This is a genomic window from Paenibacillus silvestris (assembly GCF_009882985.1).
In the GTDB taxonomy this organism is placed as follows: Bacteria; Bacillota; Bacilli; order Paenibacillales; family NBRC-103111; genus Paenibacillus_E; species Paenibacillus_E silvestris.
On sequence record NZ_WTUZ01000016.1, the window covers coordinates 151,283 to 165,936 of the forward strand.

7 protein-coding genes are annotated in these 14,654 nt (G+C 49.0%); all 7 read left to right on the forward strand.

Features of this window, described 5'->3' with window-relative positions; translation table 11 throughout:
- Positions 1–17: 17 nt before the first annotated feature.
- The 7 genes from GQF01_RS13545 (at position 18) to GQF01_RS13575 (ending at position 14,611) form a co-directional block, all read left to right on the forward strand.
- Positions 18–3,185, forward strand: coding sequence for a glycoside hydrolase family 2 TIM barrel-domain containing protein (locus GQF01_RS13545; RefSeq protein ID WP_161407292.1), 3,168 nt, complete (start codon positions 18–20; stop codon positions 3,183–3,185).
- Positions 3,182–5,257: a beta-galactosidase gene (locus tag GQF01_RS13550; RefSeq protein ID WP_161407293.1), complete on the forward strand. Its 2,076-nt coding sequence runs from the start codon at positions 3,182–3,184 to the stop codon at positions 5,255–5,257. Before GQF01_RS13545 ends, GQF01_RS13550 begins: the two co-directional genes overlap by 4 nt.
- Positions 5,238–8,399 carry a glycosyl hydrolase gene (locus GQF01_RS13555; protein WP_161407294.1) on the forward strand — a complete coding sequence of 1,054 codons (3,162 nt, stop codon included), beginning with the start codon at positions 5,238–5,240 and terminating at the stop codon, positions 8,397–8,399. The genes GQF01_RS13550 and GQF01_RS13555 overlap by 20 nt, the downstream gene beginning before the upstream one ends.
- On the forward strand, positions 8,386–10,500 hold the full coding sequence (locus tag GQF01_RS13560; protein ID WP_161407295.1) for a YIP1 family protein: 2,115 nt from the start codon (positions 8,386–8,388) through the stop codon (positions 10,498–10,500). The genes GQF01_RS13555 and GQF01_RS13560 overlap by 14 nt, the downstream gene beginning before the upstream one ends.
- Positions 10,497–12,770 (forward strand): DUF5696 domain-containing protein, encoded by a 2,274-nt coding sequence (locus GQF01_RS13565; RefSeq protein ID WP_161407296.1) that lies wholly within the window; start codon positions 10,497–10,499, stop codon positions 12,768–12,770. Before GQF01_RS13560 ends, GQF01_RS13565 begins: the two co-directional genes overlap by 4 nt.
- Entirely contained in the window at positions 12,767–13,627 is an 861-nt protein-coding gene (locus GQF01_RS13570) for a carbohydrate ABC transporter permease (RefSeq protein WP_145655765.1), read from the forward strand. Before GQF01_RS13565 ends, GQF01_RS13570 begins: the two co-directional genes overlap by 4 nt.
- 66 nt (positions 13,628–13,693) lie before the next feature.
- Complete coding sequence (locus tag GQF01_RS13575) at positions 13,694–14,611, forward strand: carbohydrate ABC transporter permease (RefSeq protein WP_407945405.1); 918 nt, start codon at positions 13,694–13,696, stop codon at positions 14,609–14,611.
- Positions 14,612–14,654: the final 43 nt, after the last annotated feature.

Consider the following 14,654-nt stretch of genomic DNA (forward strand, 5'->3'; position numbering starts at 1 on the left):
GATAGGAGGGCATTTCGATGAGAGAGAAAGAAATTCCGGATTGGGAGAATCTAGAGATGCTTGGACGCAGCGTTGAGCCTTCCAATACTGGTTACATGCCATATGCAGATGTAGAAACGGCGCTTCTTGGTGAGCGGACGCTTTCGCCATACTTCCAATCGCTGAATGGGAGCTGGAAATTTCAGTACGTTTCAAATCCGTCGGAGGCGCCAGAGAACTTCTACGATCCTTCTTATAAGACGGGCGATTGGCAGGCTATGCCCGTTCCTGGCAATTGGCAGATGCAGGGAGTTGGAAAACCGCATTATTCCAGCAGCTATTATCCGTTTCCCATTGATCCGCCGCATGTCCCAAACGATAATCCAACGGGCTGCTACCGTAGAAGCTTCCATCTGCCTGATACCTGGGAGGATAGGCAAGTGTTTCTCGTGTTTGAAGGTGTTGATTCCGCCTTTCATGTCTGGGTGAATGGGATATTGGCCGGATATGGGCAGGGCAGCCACATGCATAGTGAATTTCGCGTGGCTTCTTTGCTGAAAGAGGGAGAGAACACGGTTGCCGTGCAGGTCTATCAATGGAGCGATGGCAGCTATTTGGAGGATCAGGACAAATGGCGGTTAAGCGGTATTTTCAGAGATGTGTATTTGAAAGCAACACCCGATGTGCACATCCAAGATGTTTCTGTACAAACCAGTTTCATTGAAAATCAGCAGGATGCAGTGCTTAGCCTGCGGATGGCGGTTGCATGCTTGTCAAATCGTGCGATATTGGCACACAACCATACAGTAAATGTTTCGTTGATGGACGAAAAGCGCCAAATGATATACACCGGTAAAACCGAAGCATTCTTGCTAACGGATGAAAAAATGCTCAACGTGCAGCTCCCCATCACGGCTCCACACAAATGGTCAGCGGAGGATCCGTACTTATATGCCTTGGTTTTGGAGTTAGAGGGCGAGACAGGGGTTTCGCTAGAAACTGTAAGCGTTTCCGTTGGTTTTCGCGATGTTGCTATCCGAAATGGGCGGCTTCTTATCAACGGCACTCCCGTTACGCTCAAAGGCGTAAACCGCAATGAGTTCCACTCCGATCTCGGTTATGTCATACCGCTGGAAGCCATGGTCGAGGATATCCGCCTCATGAAGCAGCACAATATGAATGCCGTACGTACATCACATTATCCGAATGATACACGCTGGCTTGATCTTTGCGACCGCTATGGGCTCTATGTCATCGATGAAGCGGATCTCGAAACGCATGGCTGTCATTTCATTGGCAATGAAAGTCATCTCGCTCAGGATGAGCGATGGCGAGAAGCGTTCGTCGATCGTGCCCGCCGCATGGTGGAGAGGGATAAAAATCATCCGTCCATCATCATCTGGTCCCTGGGGAACGAGTCGGGATATGGGGCTAATCATGATGCGATGGCTGACTGGGTGCGAGCAGCAGATCCGACACGTCCGATTCATTACGAAAGGGCCAAAGATGCTGGGGTCGTAGACATTGTGAGCTGCATGTATCCCTCGCTGGATGCCCTGATTGAAGAAGGGGAGAAAACGGAAGATCCAAGACCTTTCCTCATGTGCGAGTTTGCGCATGCGATGGGGAATGCATCCGGCAACTTGAAGGAATACTGGGAAGCTATTTATCAGTATCCCCGGCTGCTGGGCGGTATGATCTGGGAGTGGGCCGACCTTGCAGTCCGGCAGCACACAGAGGATGGCCAAGAGTGGTACGCGTATGGCGGCGATTTTGGCGATCATCCGAACAGTGGACACTTCTGCATAGACGGCTTGGTATTTCCGGATCGAACGATTAAGTCATCTCTGATTGAGTTTAAAAAAGTGATTGAGCCGGTAAAAGTTCGTGCGGTCAATGTTCAATCTGGCATCGTAAGTATCGAGAATCGCTACGACTTCTTATCCCTTGATCACCTGAATGGCTCGTGGCAGCTGCTGCATGACGGGGACATCGTAGAGCAGGGAGAGCTGCGGAGAACCGATGTGCCACCAGGAGAAAAGGTCGATATTACCATACCTTTCAGTAAGGCCTATGAGCAATTGAAAGGCGAGTGCTGGCTCCGTATTCGGTTTACTTTGCGGCAGGAGACACGGTGGGCGCAGCAAGGACACGAAGTAGCGTGGGCGGATTTGCCGTTATCCCCTTCACCTGTGCCGAATGGTGCTCCGCTAATCAGCGTTAAGCCCATGCACAGTTTACGCATGGAAGAGAAGAACACAAGCTTGCTAGTGAGCGGTAACGATTTTTGTCTGGTTTGGGACAAAAAGAGCGGAACCTTGAACGCATTCGAATATAACGGAATTCCGCTTCTGCAGTCTGGCCCGAAAGTCAATGTGTGGCGAGCGCCCATTGATAATGATGGCCGACAAGCGAAAGAATGGAGAAAAACCGGTTACGATGCCTTGCAACAGCGTGTGAATGAGTTTTCTGTGCTTCCGGTTGGCAACCATGCGACGCAAATTACGGTGAAAGCGACGCTTGGCGCAGCGGGATTAGGTACATGTTTTGAGACGAATACGGTATACACGGTATACGGATCAGGGGATGTGTTCCTGACAGTCCGTGTGAGTCCACGTTCAGGACTCCCACCATTACCACGTCTGGGTCTACAGATGGTCATGCCCGGCACCTTCGATCGATTATCTTGGTTCGGGCTTGGCCCGCACGAATGTTATATCGACCGTAAGGAAAGCGGACGGCTTGGTGTCTATGCAGGAACGGTGCAGGAGCAGTATGTTCCCTATATTAAGCCGCAAGAGCACGGCAATAAAACGGAAGCACGATGGGCGACCGTAACCAACACGCTAGGAACGGGTTTGTTTGTAGGCGGATTGCCGATGTTCGATATAAGCGCGAGTCACTATTCCACGGCGAATGTAGCAAGTGCGAAACATACAACCGACTTAGTCCGGTTACATGAAACGATCGTGAACCTGGATCATCAGCAGGCTCCGATTGGCAATCATAGCTGCGGGGAAGCTCCTCCGCTAGCTCGTTATTTGCTTCATCCGAAGGATACGACTTTCCAGTTGCGGCTGAAGCCATTCTCTGCAAGAGATGGATCGCCGATGCAGCTAAGCAAACGGTGGCCGGAGATAGTTTCATTAGAGGATACAAACAGCGCAGCAACTATTCCATTAACACTTCAGGGGGCGATTCGATGATCAGCCGGACATTTCCCAAAATTATGTATGGCGGCGACTACAACCCAGAGCAGTTCCCTAAGGAAATATGGGATGAGGATATGCGGCTGTTTCAGCTTGCAGGCATTGATATTGCAACAGTCAATGTGTTCTCGTGGGCACTCAACCAACCGGATGAGGAGACCTACGAGTTTGGCTGGTTAGACGAGGTCATGAACAAGCTGCACGAGAATGGCATGTACGCCTGTTTGGGAACGGGGACGGCTGCGCATCCAGCTTGGATGGCGAGGAAGCACCCGGATATTCTAACCGTAACGACCGATGGGAAAAAAAGAAAGTTTGGCCGAAGACATAACTCCTGCCCGAATAGTCCGACGTTCCGCCATTATGCCGAGGCTCTGGTCCGTAAGCTGGCGGAGCGATACAAGGGTCATCCGGCCCTGCTTTTATGGCATGTGAACAATGAAATCGGCATTCGCTGCTATTGTGATAACTGTGAGAACGCATTTCGGGAATGGCTGAAAAGCCGTTATGGTACGCTGGAGCGCCTGAACGAGGCTTGGTATACGCGATTCTGGGGGCACACCTATTATGACTGGGAAGACATCGTCCTTCCCAGTGCACTTAGCGAGGGACTATCTGGAGGAAACTCCGATCAAACGGCATTTCAAGGCATGACACTCGATTATTACCGATTCAATTCGGACAGTTGGCTGGCCTGTTATCGGATGGAATATAACGCGATTAAATCGTTCATCCCGGATGCGGTCGTCACGACTAATTTCCAGGGGAACGGGACCTATAAGCCGCTTGATTATTTCAAATGGGCGCCTTATCTGGACATCGTCGCTCTTGATATATATCCGGAAAATCAAACACCCGAAAGCTACATGGCGCTTCGATATGATCTCATGCGGGGCTTGAAAGACGGAGCGCCCTTTATGCTGATGGAGCAGACACCGAGTGTGCTCAACTGGAAAACCGTTAATCCGGCCAAAAGGCCTGGTGTTATGCGGCTTCGAAGCTACCAAGCCGTGGCACGCGGCGCTGATTCAGTGATGTTCTTCCAGCTGCGCCGTTCGTTAGGCGCTTATGAGAAATTTCATGGAGCCGTAATCGATCATGCCGGGCATGAGCATACGCGTGTGTTCAAGGAATGTACAGAGCTTGGCCAAGAGCTTAAGCAGCTAGGGAATCAATTGCTTGATGCACGAGTGAAGAGCAAGGTAGGCATCCTGTTCGACTGGGATAATTGGTGGGCAGTCGAGTTAGGAGGCGGACCCTCCGCTCATTTGAAATATGTGGATCACATCCAGAAATATTACGATGCTTTCTACGACAATCACATTCAAGTCGATTTCATTCATGTAGAGACAGATCTTACCCCCTATGAACTGGTGGTCGCCCCTGTTTTATATATGGTGAAACCCGGATATGCAGAGAAGCTGGAGCAATATGTGAAGAACGGAGGAACCTTCCTCACAACGTTTTACAGCGGTGTTGCGAACGAAAATGATCTCGTCACTGCCGGCGGTTATCCTGGTGAACTGCGCGAGCTGCTGGGCATCTGGGTGGAAGAGCTTGATGCGCTGCATCCTGATCAAAAAAACAAGCTCGTGCTGGAGATGAACCTGGGAGAGCTTCAAGGCACATACGAGTGCGGGTTGTTGTGCGAGGTGGTTCATTCGGAGGGAGCGGAGATTGTTGCGAGTTTTGGCAGCGATTACTATGCAGGGTCACCTGCTTTGACTCGCAACCGGTTTGGCCAAGGAGAAGCTTGGTATGCAGCAACGGATCCTAGCCGTACATTTTTACAGCAATGGGTGAAATATCTATGCGCTAGTAAAGGGATCACATCGCTTCTTGAAGCACCGAAAGACGTGGAAATTATTCAACGTCACAAAGATGAGCTGCTCTTTACTTTTGTGTTGAATCATAGTGATCAGGTGCACAAGATACATGTGGGGACACGCGAACAACTGGAGCTGCTCAGCGGCACAACCGTTAGCGGAGAAGTTGAACTTCTTCCGAAAAGCGTCGCGATATTCCAACAGATGAAGGAGGCGGAGACTTGTGGAAGCGCCCCAGCTTAAGCTATTGCGAAATCAGTTTGAGAATCCTCCGAACGCCTACAGGTCGCTTCCTTTCTGGGCTTGGAATGACGATTTGAAGGAGGAAGAGCTGAGCCGGCAAGTGAAGCAAATGAAGGAGCAAGGGATGGGCGGTTTTTTCATTCATTCCCGAGATGGGCTAGAAACCGTCTACATGGGTCAAGAGTGGATGGAGCTGGTTCGCTCCACAGTAGAAACGGCTAAAGCGGAGGATATGCAGGCCTGGCTGTACGATGAGGACCGCTGGCCTTCAGGCTTTGCCGGGGGGCTAGTGCAAGCGAGGGGCGGCGACGCGTTCCGCGCTAAGGGCCTTACGCTGGAGGTACTCCCTAAAGGCGATGATAGTCTCATTGGTTCAATGAACATGGACGAAACCGATACCGACATCGTAGCCATGTTCAGAGCTGTGATTAACGAAAGAGACTTGCTTCGCTGTGAGAGAATTCCAGCGGGTGGAAGCAGAGAATTAGGAAACGAGGAAGTGCTGCTGCTCTTCCGGGTTGAAATATCCGAAAGGAGTGCTTGGTTCAACAATGAAGCTCCTCCGGATCAATTGAATCCGGAATCGGTTGAAGCGTTCATCGACATTACCTACGAAGCTTACAAAAAGGTCGTAGGCGAACATTTTGGCAAAACCGTTCGCGGTGTGTTTACTGACGAGCCGAGCCTTCATGACCGCCATTGTACATTTACCGAGGGCCGTGGCTGGATTCCCTGGAGCTGGTCATTCCCCGCATATTTTCAGGAGAAACGCGGATATGATCTGTTGGATTTAGTTCCCTATTTATATTTCAATGGGGAACGTTCTTCGGAAGCGCGCCACGATTATTGGCGGACGATAACTGAGAGATTCAGTGAATCCTACGCGAAACAAATCGGCCAGTGGTGCGAAAACAACGGGCTTGCTTTTACCGGGCACTTTCTCTGGGAAAATAATTTGGGCACAGCCACTCGCGTTAGCGGGGCGGTCATGCCCAATTATCGCTATCAGCACGTGCCGGGCATCGATATGTTGAACGAGCAAACGAATGAATACATCACGGTGAAGCAGTGTACCAGCGTTGCCAACCAATATGGGAGAAAGTTCGTTTTAACCGAAACCTATGGCTGTACGGGCTGGGGTTTCACATTTGAAGGGCAGCGATGGATCGGAGATTTTCAATTTGTTCTTGGGGTTAATCTGAGGTCGCAGCACTTGTCGCTGTACTCAATTAAAGGCTGTCGGAAACGGGATTATCCGCCTGTATTTAATTACAACACCAGCTGGTGGAAATATAACTCGATAGTGGAAAATTATTTTGCTAGATTGTCAGCGGTTTTGACAGAAGGCAGCCCGGTGCGCGACGTGCTAGTTCTTCATCCGGCTTCCACCGCATGGAGTATGGTTGGCACGGGACCTTACGGTTTTCCTGCCCGAGGCAAAGACCGAGACGTCTCCGATACGAACCGGTATGGTCACGAATTTAACGCTTTCCTCGGTGAGCTGCTGAGGGCGCACTATGATTTTGATCTAGGCGATGAAACCATCATGGCGGAAACCGGAGCTGTTCACGGGAATCTGCTTGCTATTCATAAGGCCAAGTATCAAGTCGTCGTCATCCCGGAAATTAGGACGATGCTAAGCAGCACTTTCCAGTTGCTTCTCCAATTCCTTGAAGCTGGCGGCAAAGCGATCGCTGTCGGACCTCGCCCGGAAATGCTCGAAGGCAGGGCGACGAAGCGTCTAGCCGAGCTCTATGACCACCCGAACATGGTTCTCGTTAGGGATGCAGCTGGGACCGCACAAGCACTAGAACATATGCTGATACGCCAAGTCAGCATACAGAGCGCAGAAGCGGAGGAATCCACTGCCTGCCTGTATATGCTCAGAGATATGGGAGATCGTTATGCACTCTTCGTTGTCAATAACGACCGTGCGCGTGAACATCGCGTTAGAATCGGAGTTGCTTCGGACGTGCCGGCGGGATACATGGAAGAATGGAAGGCCTTGACAGGTGAAGTAAAGGCTGTTGAGACCAGTTATCGCGATGGATACATCGGCTTAGATGAGGTATTCGGTCCGGCGGATTCCAAACTATACATATGGCATAAGCATGGCCTCAACGCCCAAAGTGCTGAATCAGAAGAGAGCGATGTGAGCGTAGAGGAAGTCAACGCACAGGTGTTAGGTCCAGTCTGCAAGTTCACTCGATCCATGCCGAATGTGCTCACGCTGGATATGTGCTCATACCGCATGGGTAGTGACGCTTGGTCACACGAGATGGAAGTATGGCAGGCACAGAAAGCTATCCGAGCGGTCTTGGGAATGAGACAGATTTATGGCAATGGCATGGAGCAAAGGTATAAATGGATTCACGAACCCCACCCGGAAGATGGCAAGCCAGTCGCATTCCGATTTTCTTTTCAAGTGACGGAAGTGCCGCAAGAAGCCGTGTATTTGGTTGTGGAGTCTGTGGAGCAATACGAGATCCACCTTAACGGTGAACGAATCGCCAATAGGTCTGACGGGTGGTTTCTTGATCGGTCGTTTGATCGTGTGCTGTTGTCCGGCTTGAAGGCTGGAGAGAACGAGTTGACCTTATCTTGCAACTATGTAAACCGCATGGAAGTGGAAGATATTTATTTGATTGGAGAGTTTGGCGTTGATGCTTCAAGGAGCATTGTGGCCGAGCCCGAAACTTTGGCTTTCGGTGATTGGTGCGAGCAAGGATATCCTCATTACTGCGGCAGCATGATCTATCATTTTGACAATCAGGTGGAAAATAAGGCGGATAGCCGATTGGTCGTAGAACTTGGCGATTATGCCGCGGTTACCATCGAGGTGCGGGTTAACGGGCAAACAGCCGGACATGTGCCGTGGCGGAGCGCGAACCGACTTGATCTGACGAAGCAGCTTCACGAGGGAGTGAACCGCTTGGACGTGGAAGTCATGGGAAGCCCGCGCAATATGCTGGGACCCTTCCACCAGGCGTCGGGCGATACACTGACAACGAGTTGGGCGTCGTTCCGCAAAGAAGGCGGGCATTTTACTAGTGACTATAAGCTGAGCCCTTATGGCTTGTTAGGGCGAATTACATTATACACAGAGAGATGGGAACGGAGGTTTGAGCATGAAAATCCATAAGTGGGGGCTATTTCTATCGTTCTTCCTCTTATGCGCCGCATTATTGCCTGCGACAGCAGTCGCCTCGGTGAAATACTCCACGTATACAAAAGACAGCCGGGGGAATCTCATATATCTTCAGCCGGCGTACTTTCCGCTGGGGGTAATCGGGCAAAATCTGATGGCGCCAGATCCAAGCAATAAAACAGTTCAGGTCGTTTCGCCGATGAAAAACCCCAAAGACATCTTCATCGATGCGAAAAGTGAGGTTTATATCGCGGATACAGGCAATAACCGCATCGTGCATATGACAGAATCCGGACAGCTCTTGCGTTATATTACTTTGCCGGAGAGCCCTTTTAATAAACCTGAAGGTGTATTCGTGACGAACGACGGTAGTATCTATGTCGCTGACACGGGTAATAAAAGGGTGCTTAAGCTGGATGCTGGCGGCAAAGTCATGCAAGAGTACAAACGGCCGGAATCGCGGTACATCCCCGAGACTTTTGTTTTTGATCCAGCGAAGGTCATGGTCGATGAACGTGAATTTATGTATATCGCCGTGCATGGCAGCTATGAGGGGCTCGTGATGCTTGATCCGAAAGGCAAGTTTCAAGGTTTTTTCGGTGCCAACGGCACGGCGATTTCCCCGTTAGATGCATTGAAAAGAATGCTATACACCAAGAAAATGTACGCCAATGAGGTAGCCAAAAGGCCAGAGCCGATCAACAGTGTAGCGACGGACAAAAACGGCTATATTTTCACCGTAACAGGTGGAACAGCAACTACGAATCAATTGAAAAAGCTGAATGTAAAAGGTGATAATTTGCTGCGCAGCTCCTCGAAACCGTTCGGTGAAACAGCCCCATGGGACGTTCCGGCGGAGGGGATCATGACAGGCCCTCAACTGAGCGATGTCGCCGTCGATCAAAGCGGCAATATGATTGTCGTGGATCAACAGAACAAATATATCAGCCATTACGATGCATCAGGTAATTTATTGTACTTCTGGGGCGGCGCTTCCGCGATCGGTTCCTCGCAAGTCGGGCTGCTGAAAAGTCCCGTGGCGCTTGACGTTAATGAAAGGAACGAAATGTTCGTCCTAGACGATCAGGAGAATATTGTGCAAGTATTCCGGTTATCGGAGTTTGGACAAAAGGTCGACCAAGCCAACCAGCTTACGCTAGCTGGACGTTATGAGGATAGTGAGCTGCCATGGAAAGAAGTGCTTCGTTTAAATGGGCAGTTCGCCCCGGCTTATCTGGGCCTTGCGAAGTCAGCTTTCAAAAAAGAACAATATGAGGCAGCAAAAGATTTGTTCAAAGAAGCAGGAGATCAACAAGGGTACTCCGATTCCTTTTGGCAAATCAGGATGCTGTGGCTGCAGAGCAATTTCTCTTGGATAGCGAGTGTCATGCTGCTCTCTGTCATCCTATACGGCGTACTCAATAAACTGACCGCAAAGAGTGAATTTCGGATTAGATGGCAGAATCGACCGAAGAGTCAGAACCGATTCCTCTCGAATGTCAGGCTTGCGCTGCATGTATTAAAACATCCAATTGACGGCTTCTCAGCGATCCACTATGAGAACAAAGGCAGCTACTTGAGCGCCAGTATCGTACTGCTTGGTGTTTACCTGTCCCTGATCATCAGTCAGTTCGCGACTAGCTTCGCTTTTAATCCGAAAACATTTGTGGATATTTACTCTACATTCACGCAATTTTTCATCGTTTGGATCGCTTGGATTGTCGCTAATTACCTGGTCAGCTCGATATATCGGGGCGAGGGACGGTTCAAACACATTTTCATCGGCAGCGCTTATGCACTCCTACCTTATATAGCCATTGGCATCCCGCTTGCCTTTGTGTCCAATGTCATGACGATGTCCGAGGCATCGATCTATCATTTCGTGGGCAATGCAATGACGGTATGGATTGGGCTGCTCATTTTCTGGAAAATTCAGAACGTCCATAATTACACGTTTGGTGAAACGATCATGAATGTTTTCCTTACGCTCTGTACGATGCTTGTCATCGGTGTGCTGATTTTCATCATTATGGGACTTACCAGCGATCTCGGATCGTTACTTTATCAGATGTATCAGGAGGTGACCTTGAGATGATCCGGATGATCCAAACCAATAAAACAGCCCTCATTGTTACCATCCTGATCTTGGCGGCCGTTGTCATCTTCCTGACCCGTGCCAAATTTGAGTTCAAGGATTCAGGACAACACGTTTCGCAAGCGGTGCAGCAGAATACAACAGCGGAAGCAGCGAGTATTCCCGCTAAACTGCCGCTTGATACCGATTTTAAACAGGTAGCGGAATCCGATGCATTGAGATTGAAAATGGACGAAAAAACAGGACATTTCATTGTCGAAGACAAACGGAACGGCAATAAATACCGCTCCTACCCAGAGCCGAAATATTGGGCGAAAGAGAAAATTTCCGAGACGTGGAAAAAGCATTTGGCCTCACCGCTGATGGTCCAATATGTGGATTTTTCCAAAAATATTTTGCAGGCCAAGGAGACGAATCTAGCGGCGGAAGGCGGCAAAATCAAGGATATTCAAACGATTCCTGGTGGCTTCAAGCTTGCCTATGAATTTCCGGTTACGGGCTTCACGATTCCTGTCCAGGTCACAGTTAATCAGGATTATGTAGAGACGAAAATCATCCAGGAAGGCGTTAAGGAAACCAAAATGGGTCTTGTCTGGGTGAGACCGTATCCATTTCTGGGAGCAGAATACACAGATGGTCAGGACGGGTACTTGTTTATTCCGGATGGCGCAGGCGCCCTGGTGAAATTCAAAGAGAATCAATTGAATGTCAACAAAATTTATGATGAATTAACATATGGCCAAGATATTGCCTTCCCAGGCATCAATAACAACCGGAATAAAGTGATGATGCCGGTCTTCGGAATGAAATCGGGATCGAAGGGCTTTCTGGCTGTCGTGCACGATGGCGATGAGTATGCCGATGTTGTCGCCGCTCCTGCAGGTGTCCTAAGCAATTACAACTGGATTGGAGCACAAATGAATTATCGTTCCAGCTTCTTGCAGTTTACAACAAGAAATACGAACGTTCCTGATTCGTGGGGATACGTTGATTATGATCGGGATCAGATATTTGGGAGCGATCGTTCCGTTCGTTATTATATGTTGGATGAAAAGAAGACAGATTACGTTGGCATGGCTGAGGCTTACCGTAATTATTTAATAAAGGAAAAAGCGGCCAAACCGGTTACGGTCAAAGACCCGAATATTCCGCTATATACGAATATCATCGGAGGCGATCGGGAAAAAGGGGTCATCAGCGACCGCTACCTCAATTTGACAACGACGAGCGAAGGTATTCAGATTATCAATTCTCTGCATGACAAGGGAATAAACAATATGTCGCTCACGTATACGGGCTGGCAAAAAGGCGGTTACAGCTCCTTTGGCCAAACGTTTCCGGTGGACTCCCGCATTGGCGGAGACTCTGGCATGAAAGCATTCATCGATCATGCGCATGAACTTGGGTATCCGGTGTATTTGGAAGCCCAGTATTCGCTGAATAATACAAATGCCGGCGGGTTTGATGAGAAGTTTAACGCGATGGTGAACTTAGCGGGTCGGACGCTTATGCAGAGCCCCTTGTTCAATCGAGAGAGAACGCCAGTCGTCAGCGATAAATACGTGGAACAGATGGTGGATAAAGATTTGCCTACCTATAAAGCCATGGGTGTCGACGGACTTGCTGTTGGATTGCTTGGCCAGAGGCTCTTCAACGATTACAACACAGCGTACGGATCTTCCAGAGACGAAGCCCGTAAAATTCAAGAACGGATTTTACAAAAGATCAAGGATACGCTCGGCGGTGTACAGGGGGATAAATCGAATGTCTACGCACTGCCGCATATCAATTACATCCGAGGCATGGTGTATGACAATTCCTACGACCTTTTTTCGGATGAATCGGTGCCTTTCGCCCAGATTGCTACACATGGTTTAGTTTCGTATTCATCTGAATATGTGAACAACCGTCAGGAAGATGTGAACGATTTCCTTCGGGATATCGAATACGGGGCAGCGCCATCCTTCGTATTCACGAAAGCTGAAACGAAAAAATACGTGAACTCCTACGGCTTGCGCTTCTACAACACGTATTACCCAGATTGGGAGAATTTCGCATCCGAACAGTACAAGAGATATAACGAAGCGCTCGGAGACGTGCAGGATCAGTTTATCACCGGACATCAGAAGCTTGCTGAAGGTGTGAAAGAGACGACGTACTCCAACGGAAAAAGAATACTCGTTAACTATAATTTTACAGAATTCCGGAACGGGGATTTGATCGTACCGGCACACAACTTTGTTGTCATTCGAGGAGGGGGAGGCAAATGAATCGGAAAGCGAGAATGAGGTCATCCCTGATCGAATATCTGGAAGGAACACTGTTCATAGCTCCATGGTTCATCGGCTTTATCTTTTTTATGGCGTTCCCGATCGGCTACTCCTTATTTATGAGCTTTCAGGATGTCAAGATAACGGCAACCAAGACGACGACCCGTTACATCGGATGGACGCATTATAAGTACATTCTGTTTGAGAATGGCAGCCTGCTGTACAATCAATTGCTGCCGTTCCTGCGCCAAGCGCTGTTTATGATTCCGATCATTGTCATTTTCGCCTTATTAATCGCTATTATTTTGAACCAGAAATTTCCCGGCCGTACCTTTTTTCGCGCCATCTTCTTCTTGCCCGTTATTTTGGCGACAGGAGAGGTCGTGAAAGAATTTCTGACGCAGGGCGAAGGCGATCTTGGCTTTATGTCCAAATTTAACATTTCAGGCCTTATCCAGGCTAATTTATCCGCTACATGGTCAGACCCGCTGATTTCCATCCTGAACTCATTCGTGCTTATTCTGTGGTACTCGGGCGTTCAGATTATGATCTTCCTGGGCGGCAGACAGACGATCTCGAATTCCGCCTATGAAGCAGCCCGCATTGATGGCGCAGGTCCTTGGGAGACGTTCTGGAAAATTACGCTCCCTGCCATGACACCGTTTATTTTCCTCAATTTGATTTATACGGTGGTCGATCTGTTTACTTTTCCAACCAATCCGATTCTATCGAAGGTAAGGGAAAGCGAGTATGGACAATACAGCGCATTGTTTTGGATCTACTTCATGATCATCGCCTTCTTCTTAGCGATCCTATTCATCATTTTCGCCAGAGTGACAAAGTCACATCGTGCTTAACAAGTTTTCGACAGGAGGGATGACGCTATGTTTCGTATCAAATTGAAAGAAGAGCAGACAGTCGGCATGCTGCAGCTGCTCAGCAAAATCCGCTATGCCGTTATCGGAAGAGAAGCGGATAAAGGTCTGCTGTTTAAGCTGTTCATCTATTTGATTCTACTGGATACAGCTTACATTTATTTGAAACCGATCCTGCATATGATAGCGACTATGGTCAAAAATGCAGACGACTTGCTCGATCCTGCCGTCAACTGGTTCCCGAGAACAATCTATCTCGGGAACCTGCAAGAGGCTTGGGCGTGGATGAATTATCCCAAAGCGCTGGGCATCAGCCTAGGGCTGTCACTATCGGTCTCGATCTTGCAAACACTCTCGTGCGCAGTAACCGGTTACGCTTTTGCGAGATTGAAAATCCCGTTTAAGCGAGTGCTGTTTTTTTTCCTGATGCTGACCTTTATCGTGCCTATGCAGGTTACGATCCTGCCTAATATTATTTATGCCAGACAGTTAGGTCTCCTGAATACCATTTATCCGATCATTGTTCCTGCCTTTTTCGGTTTGGGGCTGAAAGGGGCGCTGTTCGTCATCATTTACCGCCAATTCTTCTCCACGCAGCCGAAGGAACTGGAAGAAGCGGCTCGTATCGACGGAGCGGGCGTGTTCAAAATCTTTTACAAGGTCATGATGCCGCTTGCCAAACCAGCGATTCTCGTCGTATTTTTGTTCTCCTTCATCTGGACATGGAACGACTTCTACCTGCCGAGCATGTACTTATCTGATATTGAAACAGCGCCTCTATCGCTCGGGATCGAGAAGATCGCATCAGCGCTGCGCCAACAAGCCGAAGCCTATGGGCCATCTGTAAACGATGAAGCAATCCGAATGTCTACAACGTTCTTAATGATTATTCCGCCACTGCTCTTATACACGTTCACGCAGAGATGGTTTGTAGAAGGTGTAGAGCGAACAGGCTTAGTGGAATAGAAAAGAGTCGAAACCTGGTAATTAACAGTTGAAACGGAGGGTA

Bases quoted from the DNA above. Each gene is read 5' to 3' on its own strand.
- GQF01_RS13545 (WP_161407292.1), top strand. From the start codon at position 18: ATGAGAGAGAAAGAAATTCCGGATTGGGAGAATCTAGAGATGCTTGGA.
- GQF01_RS13550 (WP_161407293.1), top strand. From the start codon at position 3,182: ATGATCAGCCGGACATTTCCCAAAATTATGTATGGCGGCGACTACAAC.
- GQF01_RS13560 (WP_161407295.1), top strand. From the start codon at position 8,386: ATGAAAATCCATAAGTGGGGGCTATTTCTATCGTTCTTCCTCTTATGC.
- GQF01_RS13565 (WP_161407296.1), top strand. From the start codon at position 10,497: ATGATCCGGATGATCCAAACCAATAAAACAGCCCTCATTGTTACCATC.
- GQF01_RS13570 (WP_145655765.1), top strand. From the start codon at position 12,767: ATGAATCGGAAAGCGAGAATGAGGTCATCCCTGATCGAATATCTGGAA.
- GQF01_RS13575 (WP_407945405.1), top strand. From the start codon at position 13,694: ATGCTGCAGCTGCTCAGCAAAATCCGCTATGCCGTTATCGGAAGAGAA.